The organism is Auritidibacter sp. NML120636, from assembly GCF_003185945.1.
GTDB lineage: Bacteria > Actinomycetota > Actinomycetes > Actinomycetales > Micrococcaceae > Auritidibacter > Auritidibacter ignavus.
The window spans coordinates 1-19,191 of the sequence record NZ_QHLO01000014.1; the positions used below are offsets into that span (position 1 = coordinate 1).

The following is a 19,191-nucleotide window of genomic DNA, read 5'->3' on the forward strand; positions in this document are numbered from 1 at the left end:
CTTGGTGACTTCAATCCGAGCACTCATCGAGACAATGTCCTTATCCATGCGTTCACACTATGGCTTCGCGCTCACGATACGTGAGGCACGACCTGAGCTACGCGCTCAATATCAATAAGGTACGTCGGCGGGTTTCGAAGCTGAGCTGAAGAGATTAGGATTCACTCATCTAGAGCACTACCAGATGCTCACGCGCTGGTCCTCGTCCAGCCACATGTCATCCCCGGGTTGGGTTCCGAAGGCCCGGTGGAAACTGTCGAGGTTTTTCACCACCTGGTTGCACCGGAATTCATTGGGCGAGTGTGGGTCGGCGCTGATCCGGGTGATCATGGTTTCCCGTCGGGTCAGTTGCCGCCACACGGTGGCCCAGGCGATGAAGAATTCGCGATCGATCTCTTCGGTGGTCTCGCCCAGGTAGAGTTCCAGGGCCTGGTGGGCGATGCCCAGTCCACCCAGATCGCCAATGTTCTCGCCCAGGGTCAGCTCGCCGTTGACCTGGTAGTCGGGGGCTTCGGCCGGGTGGAGCTGATTGTACTGGTCGACCAGCTGTCCGGTGCGTTGTTGGAAGGCTTCCCGGTCGGTTTCGGTCCACCAGTCGTGCAGTGACCCGTCACCGGCGTAACGGGATCCCTGATCGTCAAATCCGTGGCCGATTTCGTGACCGATCACCGCACCAATGCCACCGAAGTTTTCGGCTGCCGAGGCCTGCGGGTCGAAAAACGGCGGTTGCAGGATGGCGGCGGGAAACACGATGGCGTTTTCCACCGGAGAGTAGTAGGCGTTGACCGTTTGCGGGGTCATGTGCCACTCCTCGGGGTCGGGTCCTTCCTCGATCTTGGCCAGGTCACGATCGAAGTGGAAGGCCGAGGCTGAACGCACCGAGCGCATCAGGTCGTCGTGGAAGACCTCCATGGCCGAGTAATCCTCCCACTTCACCGGGTAGCCGACCATCGGGTTGAACTGCTCAAGTTTTTCCAGAGCCCGCTGGCGAGTTTCGGAGCTCATCCAGTCCAGGGAGCTAATGGAGTTGCGGTAGGCCTTCAGCAGGGTGGCCACCAACTCGTCGATGGCTTCTTTATGACCGGCCGGGAAGTGTTTGGCCACATACAGCTGGGCGACATCTTCACCCACGGCACCGTTGACGAAGGAGACCGCACGCTTCCACCGGGCCTTGACCTCTTGGGTGCCGGCCAGCTTCCGGCCGTAGAAATCGAAGTCTTCATTCACCAGGTCGTCACTCAAATACGGCGCCGAAGAAGAGATGACTTGGAATTGGAGCCACAGTTTCCAGGTGTCCAGTGGCTCATCGTGGAGGAGCTGGTTGATGCCGGTGAGAAAGTCCGGTTGCCAGGCCACCACTTCGGAGAAGTCATCGGCACCCAGGGCGGCCAGATAGGTGTTGGCCAGTCCGAAAACCTCGGTCAGATCCTCCCGGGTGAGCAGGTTGTAACGTTTCACCGCATCGCGCACGGCCACCACATCCCAGTGGTAGCCGGCGATCTTTTTCTCCAGATCGACCACGGCCGCGGCTGCGTCGCCGGTTTGGAGGTTGTCTCCCCCGATTCCGGTCAGGGAGAACATCGCGGCAATGTGGTCCTGATAAGCCTGCAGGATCTCGGCGAATTTCTCATCGCGGTAATAGGACTCATCGGGAAGGCCGATCCCGCCCTGGATCAGGTGGAGCAACATCCGTCGCGGGTCCCCGGCGTCCTGCATCGACCCGGCCGCGATCAGCCCCGAGATGCCCTGGCGCTGCAGCTGGGCCGAGAGGGCCACAAACTCTTCGGGGGTGGAGACGTTTTCGATCTGGCCCAGTTCGCCGGCAATGGGTTCCAGCCCCCGGGCTTCAATGGCCTCGGTGTCCATAAAGGCCCGGTACAGCGCTGCGATGCGGGCGGTGGGTTGATCAGCGGGGAACCGGGTGGCACTGGTGTCCAGCTCGGCGTCTTTCAGGATCTCGTGCACGGCCTCTTCGGCCTCGTCGCGCAGTTCCATAAAGGCCCCGTAGGCACCCTGGTCGGCAGGGATCTCGTAGGTGTTCAGCCAATCACCGTTGACGTGGCGGTAGAGGTCTTGGCGGGCGGATATCTCAGTCACGGGGTCTCCTTTGCGGGGGTTCTAACATCATGTTGTCGATCAAGCGCACCGGTGGCACCCAGGCGGCCACCAGGGCCAGGGCCGGGGTGGCCAGGGGTGCGGAGAGGTCTTCGAGGGGTTGTAGCGTGGCCGGGTCAACGACCTCGAGGTAGTCGAGGGTGACCTGTTCCTCGGCAGCCACTAACTCACGAGCGCGGTCCAGATCCAGGCGGTGGCCGGCTTCGGCTTGCTCGCGCAGAAAATTCAGTCCCTGGGAGAGTCCGCGAGCACGTTCGCGACCTGATTCATCCAGGCGTTGGTTGCGCGAGGACAGCGCCAACCCGGAGGGCGCCCGCACCAGATCCACGGGCACGATCTCGACCGGGATATTCAGTTCCTCGGCCATCCGGGTGAGAATCGCTAGTTGTTGGGCGTCTTTGCGACCGAAATAGCTACGGAAGGCGGTGCCGGGCTCGGGGCGGAGGATATTCCACAGTTTGGTCACCACGGTGCAGACTCCGTCGAAGTGTCCCGGTCGGGAGGCACCTTCGAAAATCCGTCCCATCTCTCCGGCTGAGACGCTGACCATCGGTGGCAGGATCGGATACATCTCCTCCACCGACGGCGCAAACATCACATCGGCCCCGTAGCGGGTGACCAGCTCAGCGTCACCGGCTAGATCGCGGGGATAGTTCTGGTAGTCCTCATCCCGGTCAAACTGCAATGGGTTGACGAAATTCGAGACCACTACCAGCTCGTTCTCGGCCCGGGCGCGTTCGAGCAGGGCCCCGTGGCCATCGTGCAACGCGCCCATAGTGGGCACCAGACCCACCGAGGCCACGCCGGTGATGGCGGCGCGAGCCTGGTCAATAGTCTTCACAACAGTGACACTCACGCCTACCATGCTAGTGGTTAGTGCGACTCCCTCACGGTGACGTCGTCAGTCACACGCAGTTTCTCGCCCACAAAACCACCAATTGCCGTGATGAGGGAAACTACCGCAAGGATAATAATTGCGGGCATGCTACCTGGCTCTTCCTGCAGTGTGGTCATCCAGGAAGCAATGAACGGCAGGAATCCAGACAAAGCTCCGGCCAGGTTATATCCCAGAGCAACACCGGAATAACGGACATCGGCAGGGAACAGTTCGGCTAGCAACGATCCGGTGACTGCGTAGGTGATCGTCACCAAGCCGATGCCGATAGAGATAGCGACGGCGATTGCCCACATACTGCCCGTGTCGATCAAGATGAACAGCGGCCAGGCAGCGGCAGCCGTGAGCAAACCACCAATGAAGGTGACTCGACCCGGTCCCCATTTCTCGGCAACAGGACCAAAGATGAGCACTACGATGATCTGCACGACTGCAGCAACCAAAGTGGCATTGACGACGGATTGTCTCTCAACACCCAAGTTCGTAGTGGCGTACGAAATGACGTAGGTGTTGAGCACATAGAATCCGCCTACCCCGAGGAACGCGGCCATGATGGCGATGAGCAGTCGGCCCCACGCTTTCTGGAATACCGCAAAAGCAGAGGTCTTGGGTCGATCGTCCATGGCAGTGAGCTCTTCATAAACCGGCGACTCTTCAACCTTGAGGCGAATCCACAGTGCAATGGCCAGGAGTGGGAAGGCTGCCCAGAAGGCCAGCCTCCAACCCCACGAATCGACAGCCTCTGCGGGAAGCATCAAAATCAAAGCAAAGACACCCGAAGACAAGAGGGTACCTACCGGAGAGCCCAGTTGCACCATAGCGGCGTAGCGACCACGTTTTTCTGGTGGCGCATGTTCAATTGCGATAGTGGTAGCACCACCCCATTCACCACCCACGGCAAGGCCTTGGAACAGGCGCAAGATGACGAGCAAAGTCGGCGCCCAGAGCCCTGCTGTTTCGTAGGTAGGCAAGAAGCCAATAATTCCTGTGGCCACACCGATCAAAACGATCGAAAGAATCAGGGTCGGTCGACGACCGAAGCGGTCACCCAGGTAGCCGAAAACAAAGGCACCAATCGGACGCGCGGCAAAGCCCACGCCGAAAGTAGCCAACGAAGCCATAGCCCCCGCAGCGGGATTCAAATCTGTGAAAATCAGATGGTTAAAGACGATTGCAGCAGCTGTCCCGAAAAGGAAATAGTCATACCACTCCAGGGCTGTACCCGCGAAGGCAGCCCAGGCGATTTTGGAGACGTCTTTCGAATCCACCTGTAGTTCAGCATCATGTGGCTCAGGCTGAGACTGTTTATCGACCGGTGTATAAGACACGCTGGAACCTCCAGAAATAACAAAGTGTGTGGCCTACATCATGCGAAAGAAGTTCCACACACAACAATGGGAGCGTGCACTATTTCTAGCTATCCTCATTGTGCATTTGTCGCTTTAGGGCGTGAATCGAGGGCATGAGAATGTGGACTAACGCCGCATCTTGGGGCACCTTCACGTCCAAACCTGTGAGCTCACGAAAGAGATTGAGTCGATTAATCACAGTATTGCGGTGCTTTCCCGTTTCTTGAGCCGTGTCTTTGATGGATCCAGTAGCCATGAAAGAGGACACGGACTCCACCAAATGATCCAGTTCCGCAAGCCTGAGATCACCGAGCCCAGAGATATAGCGTTCGGGAAAGTCGGGCAAGACGGCAGACAAGTGTTGGGCAACAGCTTCGGGCCAGAGAAAGTGAGACGACACCATCGATGTCACTGAGGTCTGATGCGAAACCAAATGATGGAGCCCACGAATAACCGCCGGGACTTTACCAAGACCGACAATATTGCGGTGCCACGCACAAGGAATCTTGTGTATCGCGTCAAAGGTGGACCGACGGACTAGAGATCTCTGATATAACAGCACATAACAATCGCGATACATGTGACCGAAGATGGTACCCCGCGTCAGATCCTGGGTTACCGCGTGCTGTAGTTGCTGAGCTGAGTCAGGCGTAGAGATCACGAGATCAAAGACTTCTTCACGATCCACATCGAGACCAGCCGCAATAGCGTTCAGCATCTCTGAACTCAGCTGTTCGGCATTGAAGAGTCGGGATAGGTGGCGCTCCGTTGCAAAACGAGCATCCTGAGCAAGGTGAGCAGTCTCTTTCAGAAACTCAATCTGAACTGTAACTACGTAGTTTTCGACAGTCCTCAAGATCAACTCGGTGTGATCAACCAAAATTGCGTATTGAGGTTCCGGAATGATCTGTTTCAGACGTCGCCAAATGACCAAGAAATCTTGCCACACAGCTGCGATCAGAGCATCAATTTCAACACCTTGTTGAGCACGACGGACAGCAAGACGGGAGGGGGCGGATTGGTGGTGAACATCCAGAGGCTTATCCGCCAGGTTATTGAGTAACACGGTGAAAGTCTCATGAGCTGTGTGACGAAGATCTGCGACCGACACTTCTCCTGCTTCGTATATCGAGTTTCGTTGAAGGACCTCAAGAAAGTCGTCGACAAGATCGGGAATATGGTGGCTCAGCCGGTCGAGAGCAGCAAGCCAGGTCTCGTGGTCTCTAGAGTCATTATTGGGCACATGCATAATTCTAGGCAGTTTTTATTTCGCATTGACCTATTGCGAAGTGGATCACAGCGGAGTTCAATGGCCAACAATCACATACGCAAAGCACACGGGAGGAAAAGTGGTTCCAGATCTCATCTTGACTAACGCCACGATCTTGACGCAGGATCCGTCAAGACCTCGCGCCACTAGCGTCGGTATCTGGAACGGCCTCATCTGCGGACTGGATGATGAACTCGATTTCTCTGGCGCCGAGAAAATTGTTGATCTCCACGGCGCAACGATAACCCCGGGTTTCAACGACGCCCATGCACACAGCGTCTGGTTTGGCCAGACACTCATCGAAGTCGACCTGTCCGATGCTAAGTCTGAGTCCGATATTCTTCAGGCCATAAGTTCGAAAGCACAGTCTCTCCCCCAACACGAATGGGTGGTGTGCTCGAACTACAACCCCCTGGCGCTCACTACAGCCCCTCCCACGCTTGATGCGATGGATCAGGCGACTCAAGGTCGTCCTTTACTCATCAAACATGCCTCGGGCCACGCATACACAGTCAATGGCATAGCCCTTCAGCAAGCTGGAATCCCAGAGTACCCGGATCACCAGCCAGAGGGTGGCAAGATCGTCACCGATGAGAATGGTCGAGCTACTGGACTACTTGACGAGAACGCAATGCGCGCCGTTCAAGACCTTTTGCAACCCGAAGCGCTCAGCGAACTCGAAACGGCTCTCGAAGCTGCTTCTAGCCACTATGCTTCCGAAGGACTCACTTCCGTAACTGATGCAGGCATTGCAGGAGGGTGGATCGGCCACTCTCCTCGCGAATTCGCGGCTTATCAGCGCGTGAGAGATCGGGGACTACTTAAGCACCGCGCCCAGACGATGATCACCTTGGATGCCTTACATGAATTGCCCGGGCATACTCAGGATCCACAAGCTCTTGGCCTGGATGCCGGAATCAGAAGCGGAATTGGTGACAACGTACTTTCTATTGGCCCCGTCAAAGTTTTCACTGACGGATCGCTCTTGGGCGCTACCGCAGCAATGACTGAGGCATACGCACATTGCCAGCACAACCACGGATACTTACAGCAAGATCCCGCCGTCATGCGCGAAAAGGTATTACAAGCCGCGGCTGGTGGCTGGGCTCTAGCTCTCCATGCCATTGGCGACGCGGCCGTGGAATTCGCTATAGACACGATCAAGATGGCTCGTCAGCATGTTGGACCGGGGCCACTGCCCGACCGCATTGAACACGGCGGGGTGGCGAGTCCATCTCAAATAGGCGCGATGGCGAAGGCAGGGATAGCCTTGGTTCCCCAACCCTATTTCATTGCTGCCTTCGGCGACGGAATGATCAAGAATCTTGGTGCAGACCGGACTCACCGTTCCTATCCCGCGGCATCATTACTCCAATCAGGCATGGTCCTACCTGGAAGTTCTGACCGTCCGGTCACACATGGTGCTCCTCTGGCAGTGATGCAAGCTTTCGTCCAGCGTCTGACAGAGTCCGGTCAAAGCTACGCCCCCGATGAACGAATTAGCATCGAGCAAGCGCTCTACGCATACACCGCCGGATCCGCACAAGTGACTGGTCGGACTAATACGGGTGTCTTAGCGCCAGGAAAGCTCGCAGACCTTGTGGTTCTCGGTCAGAACCCCCTTAAGGTACCCACCTCAGAAATCAATAACATCGAGATCCGAGCCACCCTGATGGGCGGAACTCAAACCTTCGGTCAGGAGTTGTCATGAGCGAACAACGCGATTTTCTCCGGGATTTTCACACCATGTCATCCTTTGGCGCCACTGCGGGAGGCGGCGTGGATCGACAAGCCGGAACCAGTGAGGATCTCGAAACACGGTCGTGGTTGCGTCAAGTCTTCGCTGAAACGGGACTGACCGAAGTACAGGATCAGATCGGGAACCAATTCGGGGTCGCTGAGTTGATCCCGGGAGCGCCTTACCTACTGGTGGGATCACACCTGGACTCGCAGCCACTGGCCGGTCGGCTCGATGGCGCCTACGGTGTGCTTTGCGCAGTGCACGCAGTGCACAACACCTTGAACCGCCTACGTGCTGAAGGGAAAACCCCTGCAATGAACCTGGCGGTAGTGAACTGGTTCAACGAAGAGGGGTCCCGCTTCACGCCGTCGATGATGGGGTCTTCGGTGTATACCGGGAAGATGGACCTCAGCGATGCCCTGGCCACCAGCGACCGGAACCAGGTCACGGTCAGCGAGGCGCTACAAGACGAAAAGGTTCAACGTGTCGAGCAGGGCCCCGAGGCAGCAGCCTATGCAGAGATCCACATCGAACAGGGCCGCAACTTGGAGAACTCCGGCAACACTATCGGGCTGGTTCATGCGACCTGGGGTGCTAAGAAGTTCCAGGTAACCCTCACGGGCGAGCAGGGCCACACTGGATCTACCCTGATGGCAGACCGTCAGGATGCACTCTATGGGGCTGCGCTGATGATCACCGCAGCCCACGACGTGACGGAACAGTTCGACGAAGGACTGTTGCATTCTTCGGTAGCTCAGCTCAGCCTAGAACCGAATTCGCCGGTCACCTTAGCTCGTGAAGTGGTAATGAACCTCGACCTGCGCTCACCTGATAGCACCGTCCTGGAGCAGGCTCAGCACTATCTCGAAGAACAGCGCTCAACGATTGAACGGCGTGCCCGGGTCGAGATTGCCATGGAACTGACTCACTCCTGGGATCTCAACCCCTACCCGTCTCAGGGCGTTGAGCTAGCGCGTGAGGTTGCTGAAGGCCTTGAGCTATCACACCAAGAAGTCATGACCGTGGCCGGACACGACTCCACCAACATGAAGGATTCCGTGCCGACCGTGATGCTCTTCGTCCCCAGCATTGAGGGCATTTCGCACAACGAAAAGGAATCCACCACGGATGAGGACATGGTTGCCGGTGCGCAGATGCTTTCCGAAGTGGTGTATCAGATGGTCACCGGTTCGCTTGCATCCGACGCTTAAGTCCTAAACAAAGCCGATCATGGCGCCGAAACCCAGCGCCAGCGCCTCGACGTTGGTCAGGGTTTTGGCCAGTGACACCTCATCCTGCTGTGAGCTCATCCGTCCTCCAGAGTGTGTGTGATCCACTACACTCTAGGCGACGGTTCTGACTTTCGGGAAGTGTGACGCTGACTAGTTCCGGAGTCTAGTTCCGCAGTCTAGTTGCGAAGTGAGGCAAGCAGGCGCTCTTCGGCGTCGAGGCCGGGTTTGATCCCTCCGGGTACTCGGACGAAGAAGACGAGACCGATCACCCACCAGATACCGAAGATCAGCCACGGTTGCCAGTCCAGTGCCGAGGGCATGCCGGGCAAATAGACGGTGAACAGCGCGCCGGTGAGCACGATGGAGGTCCACCCAATGACTTCGCCTTTCCAGCCACGGCCGATGTTCAATGGCCGGTCCATGGTGGGTTCTTTACGGCGTAGGAGAACGAAAATCACCGAGACCAAGAAATAGGCGATGATGATTGAGGGCCCACCCGAGTCGACCAACCAGTTCAGCATGATTTCCCCGAAGAATGGCGCCAGGAGCGACAGTCCGCCAATAAAATACAATGCATTGGCGGGCGTCTGGTACTTCGGGTGCAACTTCCCAAACCACGCCGGCAGCATCCCGGTGCGCGATAGCGAGTACACCAAGCGTGAAGCACCCATCAGCAGCGAATTCCACGAGGTGAGGATACCGGCGATACCTCCGGCGATCAGAATATTGGCCAGGATTTGGGAATTGAACAGGGTGCCAAAGGCGTCAGCGACGGCGATGTCTGCAAGAACAAGATCGTTAACGTTCATGGCTGAGGAGGTGGTCAAGACCACCATGGCATACCACGCCGTCGCCATCAGCACGGAAATCACGACGAGCCAACCGATGCGCCGAGGAGGCACATTAACTTCTTCGGCGGTCTGCGGGATGACATCAAAGCCGATGAAAAGAAATGGCATCGCGATCAGAACTGCAAATATCCCTGCAATTCCAGGCGTAAATAGTGGTTCCATGTTTTCGGCAGATCCACGGGTGACCGACCCGAAGATCATCAGCACGCCCACGGCAACCAGAAAGATCACCGTGAAGTTCTGGGCGATAGAAGCCGGTTTAACTCCTCGCACGTTCAACCAGGTAATGATGATCGCAGCGACAACCCCTAGTAGCGCCCATGATAGATGTACTTTGTCACCGGCGACGTCCCACAGAGGAATCTGAGAGATCTCTGGGATTATATATGCGACGGTCCGGGGAAAGGCGACGGCTTCAAAGGCGACTACGGTCACATATCCTCCGGCAAGCGCCCAGGAAGCGATGAATGCTCCGCGTGGGCCCAAAGCACGTAACCCGTAGTTGTGGATCCCACCGGCTTTAGGCATTGCGCTGGTTAGTTCAGAGTAAACAAGACCTACCACAGCCATAATGGCGCCACCGATCAGCACTGCGATGATCGCGCCCATCGTGCCCGCTTGATCTAACCAACCGCCGGTCAGCACCACCCACCCGAAGCCGATCATGGCGCCGAAGCCCAGGGCTAACGCGTCGAGATTGGTCAGAGTTTTTGCCAGCGATACATCACCGGTTCGTTGCGAGCCCGATCCGGACATCATGCCTCTTTCAGATAAACACCCTCCATGCTAATAGTGACCTATATTACACAGTTGCTCGAATATGTGTGACCGTATTCATATATTGAACGTCCTAGCTACCCCAGGATCTGCTGCAGTGCGGTGAAGGTCTCGGTGCTGATGGCCCCACGGGCGTGGGCACGGCGGGCAGTGGCCAGCGACAGTGAACGGTAGCTGGTTAACACCTCAGCGAGCTCGGGGTGGGCTTCGGCGACGGCACTCAGGGCGTTCACGTGGTCGGCTACGGTGCCCACGTCACCGCGGGCGACCGGGCCGGTGAGCGCCTGATCGCCAGAGCTCAGCGCATTATCCAGAGTGGCGTTCATCAGTTGCCCCAGGACCGCCGAGGTGTCCTCGATACCGATGGATTCCAGGATCTGGGCGGCTTCGGCGGTGAGGGTCACCAAGTGGTTGGAGGCGTGGGAGAGCGCGGCGTGGTAGGTGGCCCGGTGCTGTTCAGGCACCACCACCGGGGTGCCACCGAGTTCGGTCACCAAGGCTTGGGCAATCGGCAGGGTAATGGGATCGGCGGTGATGCCGAAGGCCGTGCGGTGCAGTCGGGCCAGATCCAGGCTGAGTCCGGTGAAGGTCATCGCCGGGTGGATCGCCATCGGGATCGCGCCCTGGCTTCTGATCGGCTCGAGGACCGCTAAGCCGTGACGGCCGGAGGTGTGGACCATCAGGTGTCCGGTTTGCACGTGGCCGGCGGTGACCAGCCCGGCGACCAGCTCCCCTAGCACGTCGTCGGGGACGGCCAAGAGCACCATTTCGGAACGGCGCAGAATATCGGGAATATCGAGGATGGGAACCTCGGGCAACAGTGATTCGGCGCGGGTTCGGGAGGCGTCGGATACGGCGTGTACGCCGGTGATGGCATGGCCGAGGTCGCGCAGGGCTGCCCCGAGCACCGCACCGACTTTTCCGGCGCTGATCACCCCGATGCCGAGTCGGCCCGGTGCGCCCGCGCTGATCCCCGAGGCTGGCTCGTCGACGGTCACTGAGCGTTCTCCAGGGTTTTCTCGGCTTGGTCGGTGGCGTTGTCGAACCGTTGCAGTTCGGTGTCATCCATCCACCGGTCGCGGTCGGAGTAGCGTCGGGCGATGGCGGCCACGGATTCTTCGAAGTGGGCCAATTGCACCCCGACGGCCAGGTCCATATGCTTCAGGCCGACATCCACCGGCCCGGAGGCGGTCGGGAAGGAAACGGAGACCAGCGAGCACCACCGGGCGCGGATGCCCTGAGCCAGCGAGATGGACTGGATGCGGTCGTGCGGTAGCAGCGTGAGCGCGCGGTTGAATCGCCCAGAGCGTAGCAACAGCAACGACGGTGTCAGCGCAAAACCGTGCCGACGGAACTGGAAGGGCATCAGCCACCAGGATCGGCGGGGCGCGTTGATGAAACCGCCACGGTTGCCCTTGGAGTCTTTCAAGCCCGCGATCACGACCTGGTCCATTCGATCAACACCGGGGTCCGGGGCCAGGATGGACAGTACCCGGAACACATCGTCCAGACTGCCGACCGGTAGCACTGTGGATTTGACCGAATCACCCGCGGCTAAACCGTAGCCGGCGGTATTGATTTTCAGCTCGTACCAGCCAAAGATGCGCCACAGTAGAGGTTGCCGGATCCCGACGGCCTGCACACGCCCGGGAGGCACGGTCTGGTTGACGGTCTGGACCAGACCGTAGGTGATTTTCAGGCCGTTGACACCGCGCCACACCGTGTAACCGTAGTAGGTGATGGCCGGAGCGATGCCACCGACCGCGGCGAGAAACACGGACAGTGGCAGCAGACTGATCCCGATGACGGTAATGATCCCCAAGATCGCGGGGTCGGTACCGAAGATCACCAGCGCGACAATCATGGCGAGCGCATAGAGGACCACGACCGCGAGGGGGAAGACCAGCGATGCCATGAGCGACGATCCGAAGAGCCTAACGGTGCTGATCCGTAGCATCGGTACCAGATGTTCGTCGTCCAGCATCGGTGCCACCGGTTGACCGGGGTCTGCTGGTTGTCCGCTAGAGGGCTGTGCGGAAGGACTCGAGCCATGCTGGGCGCCAGAGGCTTTGCGCAGAATTTCAGAACGGAGTTGAGTGGCCTCGTCGTTCTTAATGAATTGCAGGGTCAGAGCCGTGGCATCACCATCGGCAGCTTCCACGGTCAGCTCGGCCAGCCCGAAAATCCGTGCCAACAATGGTCGACGAATTTCGACAGCCTGAATCCGGTCCAGCCGCATCCGCCGGCGGGAGACAAAAAGCCATCCCTTGACTCGTTCTACCGCGTCATCGGTAATCCGAAACTTGTGGAACCGCCAGGACAGGTAGGGGAAGATGATCAAGGCGGCGATCGCCAGCACGATGATCCCCAAGATGATGAACACACCACCCTCCATGTCGCCAACCTCCTGCAAGAACGTCAACACCTGCAAGCCGAGATTGACGATGATGAAGAAGAAAACCACCAGGATAATCGATCCGGCCGAGGCGATCGGTGTCAACGGGTGCATGCGACGCCATGGTGGCTCGGCCCCCGAATGGTGCTGCTGCGACATGGTCACCTCACAATCCAGCCAGGCGGGCCTGGCCACGGGCGGTGAGTTCTTCGCGCAGTCGTTCTGCTTCCTCCAGGGGAACCCCCTCAAGGACGGAGCTCGAGGCCGCGGTGGTCAGGGTCAGGTCGCAAATGTTGAAGTGGCGTTGCAGTGGTCCACTGTTGATGTCCACGTACTGCAGGCGACCGTAGGGGACCGCCATCACCCGACGAATCCATAGTCCGCGCTTGGTCACCAAATCGTCCTCACGTTCGGCGTAGCCAATGGCCCGCACCTGACGTGGGATCAGGAAAAACTTGACGATATAGCAGATCAGCACCCCGGCGGGAAGGACCCAGAACAGTGCGAACCAAGACCCGACGTCCTCGAATTCAGCGAGGACAAAGGTCGCCACCACCGCCATGGTCCCGGTAATCGCCAACCAGGCCAGCAGGGAAAAGATCGAGTGGATGTAGCGAACCGTGATCAGCTTGGATGAGACGGGAGTGAAGTCCACCCCGAAATCGAGTTTTTTCTGCCCGGATCGGTCAGCCCGGTCGGGGTCCGAGAATCTCGGTGGTGGGGATTGGGCGAGAACGTGAGCCACCGAGGATTTGGGCGCTTGGGCTACCGGCTGTTTTCGCGCAGGCGCGGGCTGCTGGCGCTGATCGTCGGGCGGGGGCGACGACTGGCCCCCAGGCCGGGGTGGGTACTGTTGGTAGTGTTCGGGCGAGGATGGCGGTGGCGTTTTCGGCCGTTGCGGTGGACGGGGCGGATACTGCTGACGATCAGCCATACTGGTCCGTTCTTTCCGTTCGGTTCTTGTCCGGTGGGTGCTTGCGGTCTAAGGGGGACAACATCAGGGCAGGTTACGACCGGCTTGAGGTAACCCGGGCGACCTCGGCGGAGGATCGGACCGGTCATCCGATTCATCATCGGGCGGAATCTTACACCATTGCTCGACGACGAGGCCGATCACCGTCACCGCTGCACCGGTGACCACCATCATCATGGCATCTACCGTGGTTTGAGAGCCAATACCGGCCGCGGGGATCCGATCGATGAGAATCCCGATGTGCCATCCAGCGATCACCATTCCGGTGTAGGCGGTGGCTTGGGCGAGCACAACAGTTCGGGCCGCTGCCAGCGGATTCATCCGGGCCGCCGGGGGTTTCTTCCGATCGCGCAACACGCGGATCCCGAGCACCATCAATAACGCCGCCACAGCGGTCAGGGTGATCACCGCGGCAATACCCAGCACCGGCACCGGTAGTCGGTAGGCGGTGGTGAGCAGAGTGCCGATCCAGCCGATCGCGGCAGCGATGACCAGGGTCAGCACCAATAGGCCGGGCCGGGTGGTCTTCATAGACGGTGCACCTCATCGGCATCGGTAGCAGCTTGGATCAGCTCGGTGATCGGTGTGCCATCCAGCGTGGCGTCGGGGTCGATCCAGCTCCAGGGCACCAGCACGAACCCGCGTTCGTGCGCGCGCGGGTGCGGTAACGTCAGCTGAGGATCAGCGCGGTGTTGCTGATCGTAATCGATGACGTCAACGTCCAGGGTCCGCGGGCCCCAACGCACCTCGCGCCGGCGATGGGCGCGCGCTTCCAGATCGTGGCCAAAGGCCAATAACTCCTCGGCACTCAGTGTGGTGGTGATGATGAGGGTTTGGTTGAGAAAGTCGGGTTGTTCCACCGGTCCGACCGGTGTGGTGCGCGCCAGTGGCGAGGCCTGCACCGTCAAGATCTGGGGATGGCCTTTTAGAGCCACGACGGCCTCAGCTAGCTGTCGACGTGGATCGTGGAGGTTAGCCCCCAGCGAGAGCACCGCGGTTACTGGTTCCATGCCCGTCCACGCTCGATAGTGACGCTCACATCGGCAAAATCCGCCGGCACTGGAGCTTGCGGCTTGTGCACCGTGATCTTGACGTGTTCCACCAGTGGCTGTTCTTCCAGCAAGGTGCTGGCGATCTGCACACCGAGCGTTTCGATCAGGTCATAGGCCTGTCCGGAGATCAGTCGCTGGATCGTGGTGGCCACCTCGGCGTAGTCCACCGTGTAGTTGACCTCGTCGTAGGTGGCGGCCACCGACACATCCAGACTCAGCTCGGCGTCGACGATGAAAACCTGTCCGGCCTGTTTTTCAGAGTCCAAAACCCCGTGAAAACCGCGGCCACGCACCCCGGTGAGGGTGATCAGATCGTCGTGGTGTTTGTCTTCGCTCATCGAGCATCCGCCCAGGCGGTGGCGACCTTCACGGCGTCCAGATTAGTGGGCACATCGTGGACCCGCACCGCCCAGATCTTGCGCTGGGCGACCAAGGCCGTCACGGCGGCGGTGGCAATATCGCGCTCATCCACCGGACGTGGTTCGCCGTGGCGGTTAGCCAGTACAGTGCCCAAGAACCGTTTGCGGGAGGCGCCAACCAACACCGGATAACCCAGTTGCTCTATGGCCTCCAGCTGGCCCAAGAGCTCCCAGTTGTGCGCGCCCAGCTTGGCGAAGCCTAAGCCCGGATCGACGATCAGCTGGTCGCGACAGACCCCGGCGTTGGTGAAGGCCTCGATGATCTGGCCCAACTCGGCCACGACCTCGGCAGTCAGGTCCTCATACTTTGCTGCATCGTCCATGGTGGTGGCATCCCCACGGTTGTGGGTGAGGATGTACTTGGCCCCGGTTTCGGCGATCAGGTGTGGCATCTCGGGATCGAAGTTCAGTCCGGAGACGTCGTTGATGATGATCTCGCCGTAGTCCATGGCCGCCCGCGCGGTGGCGGCGTGGCGAGTATCGACCGAGACCAGCACGCCGGCCTTGATCAGTGCCTCCACAACCGGCAGAATGCGCTGCTGTTCCTCCTCGGCGGAGACCTCTTGGCGCCCCGGCGCGGTGGATTCGCCACCGACGTCAACCAGGTCGGCACCGGCGTAGTGCATGCGCAACCCGTGATCGATCGCCGACTCCACGGAGAAGTGTTCGCCCCCATCGGAGAAGGAATTATCGGTCACGTTCAGAATTCCCATGACCAGGGTGCGGGAGGTGTCCAACTCGGAGAACGTGGCGCGGTGAACCTTGCGCACCACGCTGAGCGGTCCGGTGGAAGGCCCGGTTCCGGGCACGGCTGCCATACTCATGTTCGTCCTTTCAACGGTCTGCCGGTGGTTACTTTCGCAAGATCAAGCTCATGGCTTCGGAGCGAGTGGAAGCATCGCGCAATTGTCCGCGCACTGCTGAGGTGACGGTCATGGCTCCGGGGGATTTTACGCCCCGCATCGACATGCACAAATGCTCTGCTTCTACTACCACAATAGCCCCGCGCGGGTGCAGATGAGTCATCAGCGCTTCAACCAGCTGATCGGTCAGGCGTTCTTGGACCTGTGGGCGCCGGGCGTAAACATTGACCAGCCGGGCCAGCTTGGACAAACCGGTCACTTTGCCCGACTCCGAGGGGATATAACCGATATGGGCCTGACCGTGGAAGGGCAACAGGTGGTGTTCACAGGTGGAGTAGAAGGCGATGTCCTTGACCAGCACCATCTCGTCGTGGACCAGGTCGAAGGTCTTTTCCAGCACCTCGCCAGGTTCTTGGCCCAGTCCTCCGAAAATTTCGGCGTAGCTACGTGCCACGCGCGCCGGGGTTTCCCGTAGCCCGTCGCGGTCGGGATCTTCGCCGATAGCTTCCAGGATCTCACGCACGGCGGCTTCAATGCGTGGCAGGTCCATTAGCACCCCTGCGGACTCTCGCCGGGGCTGTCATTCGGCAATCCGTCGCCAGGTTGGACCAGCGGGTTGAGGGTATCGGAGTGCCGTTCCGGATCCTCACCGGCTTGTTGAGCGGCCTTCTTTTCGGCCTCAGTCTGGACCGGTGGAATATCGGAGACCGGACGATCTTCATTGAACAGCCACAGCGGACGCGGGTCGCGTTTGCGCACCGGTGCGAAGATTTCGTCCAACTCGGCTCGGTTCAGGGTCTCCCGGCTGAGCAACTGGGACGCTAACTCATCGAGCACGTCCCGGTTTTCGGTCAGAATCCAGTGGGCCTCGGCGTGTGCATTGTCTAATAGGCCACGGACCTCCTCATCAACCACCGAGGCCAGCTCATCGGAGTAATTGCGGTTGGGCTCTTGTTGGGCGTAGGCATCCTGGTTGGCCGAGCCCAGCTTCACAGTCCCGATCTTGGCCGACATGCCGTAGTCGGTGACCATTTTACGCGCGGTTTCGGTGGCCTTCTCAATGTCATTGGAGGCACCGGTGGAGGGGTCGTGGAAAATAATCTCTTCGGCCACCCGTCCACCCATGGCATAGGCCAGCTGGTCGAGTAGCTCGTTGCGGGTGACCGAGTACTTATCTTCTTCCGGGATCACCATGGTGTAGCCCAGCGCTTTTCCGCGCGGAAGGATGGTGACCTTGGTGACCGGGGCTGAGTTGCGCAATCCGGCCGCCACCAGCGCGTGCCCGCCCTCGTGGTAAGCGGTGACTTTGCGCTCGTGTTCTTTCATCAACCGGGTGCGTCGTTGCGGACCGGCCATCACGCGATCGACGGCCTCATCCAACGCGCGGTTGTCGATCAACTGCGCGTTAGAGCGGGCGGTGAGTAGCGCGGCCTCATTGAGCACATTGGCCAGATCCGCACCCGAGAAACCCGGGGTTTTCTGAGCCAGGGTCTTCAAGTCCACGTCGTCGGTCATCGGCTTGCCTTGGGCGTGGACGGTCAGGATCTTCAGCCGGCCTTCCAGATCGGGGGCCTCGATGGGAATCTGACGGTCGAAACGACCCGGACGCAACAACGCCTGGTCCAAGACGTCAGGACGGTTGGTCGCAGCGATCAGGATGACGTTGGTGTTGGCGTCGAAACCGTCCATTTCCACCAGTAGCTGATTCAGGGTCTGTTCGCGTTCGTCATTACCGCCACCGATACCGGCGCCACGGTGACGACCCACCGCATCGATCTCGTCGATAAAGACAATCGCCGGGGCGTGATTCTTGGCCTGCTCGAACAGATCGCGCACGCGGGAGGCACCGACACCGACGAACATTTCCACGAAGTCGGAACCCGAAATCGAGTAGAACGGCGCTTCGGCCTCGCCGGCCACGGCCTTGGCAACCAGGGTTTTACCGGTCCCGGGAGGACCGTAGAGGAGTACACCCTTCGGAATCTTGGCACCCACCGCCTGGAACTTCGCTGGCTCGGTGAGGAATTCTTTGATCTCGTACAGCTCGTCGACTGCCTCGTCGATACCGGCGACGTCTTTGAAGGTCACCTGTGGCATGTCCTTGTCGACCATCTTGGCCTTGGACTTACCGAACTGCATGATCTTGCCGCCACCACCCTGCATGCGGGAGAGAATGAACCAGAACAACAGGGCAATAATGATGAACGGGATCAAGAAGCCCAACATGGACAGGAACCAGTTATTTTGCACCGGTTCGTCGGTGTAGTCCTCCACGTTGGACTCGGCAATGGTGTCCATGACCGTTTCAGCGCGGTCGGTGGAGTAAAAGAAGTAGACGTCAGTGCCGACGTCCTGACCTTCGTGCTCGTAGTTGTCACGCAGGGTCAGATCCACGCGGTGGTCGTTATCGGAGACTTTGGCTTGCTCTGCTTTATCGTCTTTGAGTAGCTGCACACCTTCGGAGGTATCCAGCTGGGTTTGGGATCCAGAGGTCAGCACTGGAACCACGATTAACAGCATCAGCACAGCGAGCACGATCCAAATGATCGGGCCCTTGAAAATCTTTTTGACGTTCACTCAGTCTCCTTACCCCCGCGCGCAGAACGCGTACTCGCCCTAGCATATCGGCAACGTCAACTTGGGGTGGAGTTTGGTTGACACGCTTTCGCAACAAGTGGACAGCGACGCCAGCGGAAGGACAGTCCCCTTAGGAGTACACGTGCGGAGCCAGGGTAGCCACCAGCTCGAGGTTGCGGTATTTCTCCGCGTAATCGAGCCCGTAGCCGACGACGAATTCATTGGGGATATCGGCGCCGACGTATTTCACGTCGATGTCGACCTTCAATGCATCCGGCTTGCGCAACAACGTGCAGATCTCCACCGACGCCGGGCCACGAGATTCCAGATTGGTGCGCAACCACGACAAGGTCAGCCCCGAGTCGATGATGTCTTCCACGATCAGCACGTGCCGACCCATCAGGTCGGTTTCCAGGTCCTTCAGGATTCGGACCACACCGGAAGATTTGGTGCCCGACCCATAGGAAGACACCGCCATGAAGTCCAGGGTGACGTGGGAGGTCATGGCTCGAGACAGATCGGCCATCACCATAATCGCGCCCTTAAGTACGCCGACCATCAGCACGTCTTTATCGTGATAGTCCTCGTCGATCTGGGCTGCCAACCGCGCCACGGTGTCGCGCAATTGCTGTTTGTCCAGTAAGACGTGCAGGAGGTCATCCTCGATGTCTTCTACTTTCAT

General features: G+C 59.1%; 17 protein-coding genes. 2 read left to right on the forward strand and 15 right to left on the reverse strand.

The features are described from left to right. Positions 1-177: 177 nt before the first annotated feature. From DCC25_RS10120 to DCC25_RS10135, 4 genes are all read right to left on the reverse strand, one after another. A complete protein-coding gene (locus tag DCC25_RS10120) occupies positions 178-2,097 on the reverse strand; it encodes a M13 family metallopeptidase (RefSeq protein ID WP_110101588.1) in 1,920 nt (639 codons plus the stop codon). Continuing rightward, complete coding sequence (gene panC, locus DCC25_RS10125) at positions 2,090-2,980, reverse strand: pantoate--beta-alanine ligase (protein ID WP_110101589.1); 891 nt, start codon at positions 2,978-2,980, stop codon at positions 2,090-2,092. The genes DCC25_RS10120 and panC overlap by 8 nt, the downstream gene beginning before the upstream one ends. Before the next feature lie 8 nt (positions 2,981-2,988). Further along, the gene (locus DCC25_RS10130; RefSeq protein WP_233488073.1) at positions 2,989-4,338 is read right to left on the reverse strand and encodes an MFS transporter; all 1,350 of its coding nucleotides are present in this window, start codon (positions 4,336-4,338) and stop codon (positions 2,989-2,991) included. 85 nt (positions 4,339-4,423) lie between these two features. Further along, entirely contained in the window at positions 4,424-5,602 is a 1,179-nt protein-coding gene (locus DCC25_RS10135; RefSeq protein ID WP_158524779.1) for a PucR family transcriptional regulator, read from the reverse strand. 106 nt (positions 5,603-5,708) lie between these two features. On the opposite strand from DCC25_RS10135, the gene DCC25_RS10140 reads away from it, so the two are divergent. Both DCC25_RS10140 and DCC25_RS10145 read left to right on the forward strand, forming a co-directional pair. After that, positions 5,709-7,340 carry an amidohydrolase gene (locus DCC25_RS10140; RefSeq protein ID WP_110101591.1) on the forward strand — a complete coding sequence of 544 codons (1,632 nt, stop codon included), beginning with the start codon at positions 5,709-5,711 and terminating at the stop codon, positions 7,338-7,340. Beyond that, the gene (locus tag DCC25_RS10145) at positions 7,337-8,581 is read left to right on the forward strand and encodes a M20 family metallo-hydrolase (protein WP_110101592.1); all 1,245 of its coding nucleotides are present in this window, start codon (positions 7,337-7,339) and stop codon (positions 8,579-8,581) included. Before DCC25_RS10140 ends, DCC25_RS10145 begins: the two co-directional genes overlap by 4 nt. A 197-nt stretch (positions 8,582-8,778) precedes the next feature. Here DCC25_RS10145 and DCC25_RS10150 read toward each other — a convergent pair whose 3' ends face one another. From DCC25_RS10150 to hpt, 11 genes are all read right to left on the reverse strand, one after another. After that, positions 8,779-10,209: an APC family permease gene (locus tag DCC25_RS10150; RefSeq protein ID WP_110101593.1), complete on the reverse strand. Its 1,431-nt coding sequence runs from the start codon at positions 10,207-10,209 to the stop codon at positions 8,779-8,781. Between the two features lie 98 nt (positions 10,210-10,307). After that, positions 10,308-11,228, reverse strand: coding sequence for a Rossmann-like and DUF2520 domain-containing protein (locus DCC25_RS10155; protein ID WP_110101594.1), 921 nt, complete (start codon positions 11,226-11,228; stop codon positions 10,308-10,310). Continuing rightward, the gene (locus DCC25_RS10160; RefSeq protein WP_146206455.1) at positions 11,225-12,784 is read right to left on the reverse strand and encodes a PH domain-containing protein; all 1,560 of its coding nucleotides are present in this window, start codon (positions 12,782-12,784) and stop codon (positions 11,225-11,227) included. Before DCC25_RS10160 ends, DCC25_RS10155 begins: the two co-directional genes overlap by 4 nt. A gap of 7 nt (positions 12,785-12,791) precedes the next feature. Beyond that, the gene (locus DCC25_RS10165) at positions 12,792-13,559 is read right to left on the reverse strand and encodes a PH domain-containing protein (protein WP_110101596.1); all 768 of its coding nucleotides are present in this window, start codon (positions 13,557-13,559) and stop codon (positions 12,792-12,794) included. Positions 13,560-13,622: 63 nt separating this feature from the next. Next, a complete protein-coding gene (locus DCC25_RS10170; RefSeq protein WP_110099268.1) occupies positions 13,623-14,129 on the reverse strand; it encodes a DUF3180 domain-containing protein in 507 nt (168 codons plus the stop codon). Beyond that, the gene (folK, locus tag DCC25_RS10175; RefSeq protein ID WP_110101597.1) at positions 14,126-14,608 is read right to left on the reverse strand and encodes a 2-amino-4-hydroxy-6-hydroxymethyldihydropteridine diphosphokinase; all 483 of its coding nucleotides are present in this window, start codon (positions 14,606-14,608) and stop codon (positions 14,126-14,128) included. The genes DCC25_RS10170 and folK overlap by 4 nt, the downstream gene beginning before the upstream one ends. Then, positions 14,596-14,988: a dihydroneopterin aldolase gene (folB, locus tag DCC25_RS10180; protein ID WP_110099266.1), complete on the reverse strand. Its 393-nt coding sequence runs from the start codon at positions 14,986-14,988 to the stop codon at positions 14,596-14,598. The genes folK and folB overlap by 13 nt, the downstream gene beginning before the upstream one ends. Next, the gene (gene folP, locus DCC25_RS10185) at positions 14,985-15,893 is read right to left on the reverse strand and encodes a dihydropteroate synthase (RefSeq protein WP_110101598.1); all 909 of its coding nucleotides are present in this window, start codon (positions 15,891-15,893) and stop codon (positions 14,985-14,987) included. Before folP ends, folB begins: the two co-directional genes overlap by 4 nt. A 28-nt stretch (positions 15,894-15,921) precedes the next feature. Continuing rightward, entirely contained in the window at positions 15,922-16,482 is a 561-nt protein-coding gene (gene folE / locus DCC25_RS10190) for a GTP cyclohydrolase I FolE (protein WP_110101599.1), read from the reverse strand. Then, positions 16,482-18,509, reverse strand: a complete 2,028-nt coding sequence (gene ftsH, locus DCC25_RS10195) for an ATP-dependent zinc metalloprotease FtsH (protein WP_199445917.1) — start codon at positions 18,507-18,509, stop codon at positions 16,482-16,484. Before ftsH ends, folE begins: the two co-directional genes overlap by 1 nt. 130 nt (positions 18,510-18,639) lie before the next feature. Then, complete coding sequence (hpt, locus tag DCC25_RS10200; RefSeq protein WP_110099263.1) at positions 18,640-19,191, reverse strand: hypoxanthine phosphoribosyltransferase; 552 nt, start codon at positions 19,189-19,191, stop codon at positions 18,640-18,642.

Excerpts from the sequence above, each read along its gene's own strand:
- panC (WP_110101589.1), bottom strand. The coding sequence starts at position 2,980 with ATGGTAGGCGTGAGTGTCACTGTTGTGAAGACTATTGACCAGGCTCGC.
- DCC25_RS10145 (WP_110101592.1), top strand. The coding sequence starts at position 7,337 with ATGAGCGAACAACGCGATTTTCTCCGGGATTTTCACACCATGTCATCC.
- DCC25_RS10150 (WP_110101593.1), bottom strand. The coding sequence starts at position 10,209 with ATGTCCGGATCGGGCTCGCAACGAACCGGTGATGTATCGCTGGCAAAA.
- DCC25_RS10160 (WP_146206455.1), bottom strand. The coding sequence starts at position 12,784 with ATGTCGCAGCAGCACCATTCGGGGGCCGAGCCACCATGGCGTCGCATG.
- DCC25_RS10165 (WP_110101596.1), bottom strand. The coding sequence starts at position 13,559 with ATGGCTGATCGTCAGCAGTATCCGCCCCGTCCACCGCAACGGCCGAAA.
- DCC25_RS10170 (WP_110099268.1), bottom strand. The coding sequence starts at position 14,129 with ATGAAGACCACCCGGCCCGGCCTATTGGTGCTGACCCTGGTCATCGCT.
- folK (WP_110101597.1), bottom strand. The coding sequence starts at position 14,608 with ATGGAACCAGTAACCGCGGTGCTCTCGCTGGGGGCTAACCTCCACGAT.
- folB (WP_110099266.1), bottom strand. The coding sequence starts at position 14,988 with ATGAGCGAAGACAAACACCACGACGATCTGATCACCCTCACCGGGGTG.
- folP (WP_110101598.1), bottom strand. The coding sequence starts at position 15,893 with ATGAGTATGGCAGCCGTGCCCGGAACCGGGCCTTCCACCGGACCGCTC.
- folE (WP_110101599.1), bottom strand. The coding sequence starts at position 16,482 with ATGGACCTGCCACGCATTGAAGCCGCCGTGCGTGAGATCCTGGAAGCT.
- hpt (WP_110099263.1), bottom strand. The coding sequence starts at position 19,191 with ATGAAAGTAGAAGACATCGAGGATGACCTCCTGCACGTCTTACTGGAC.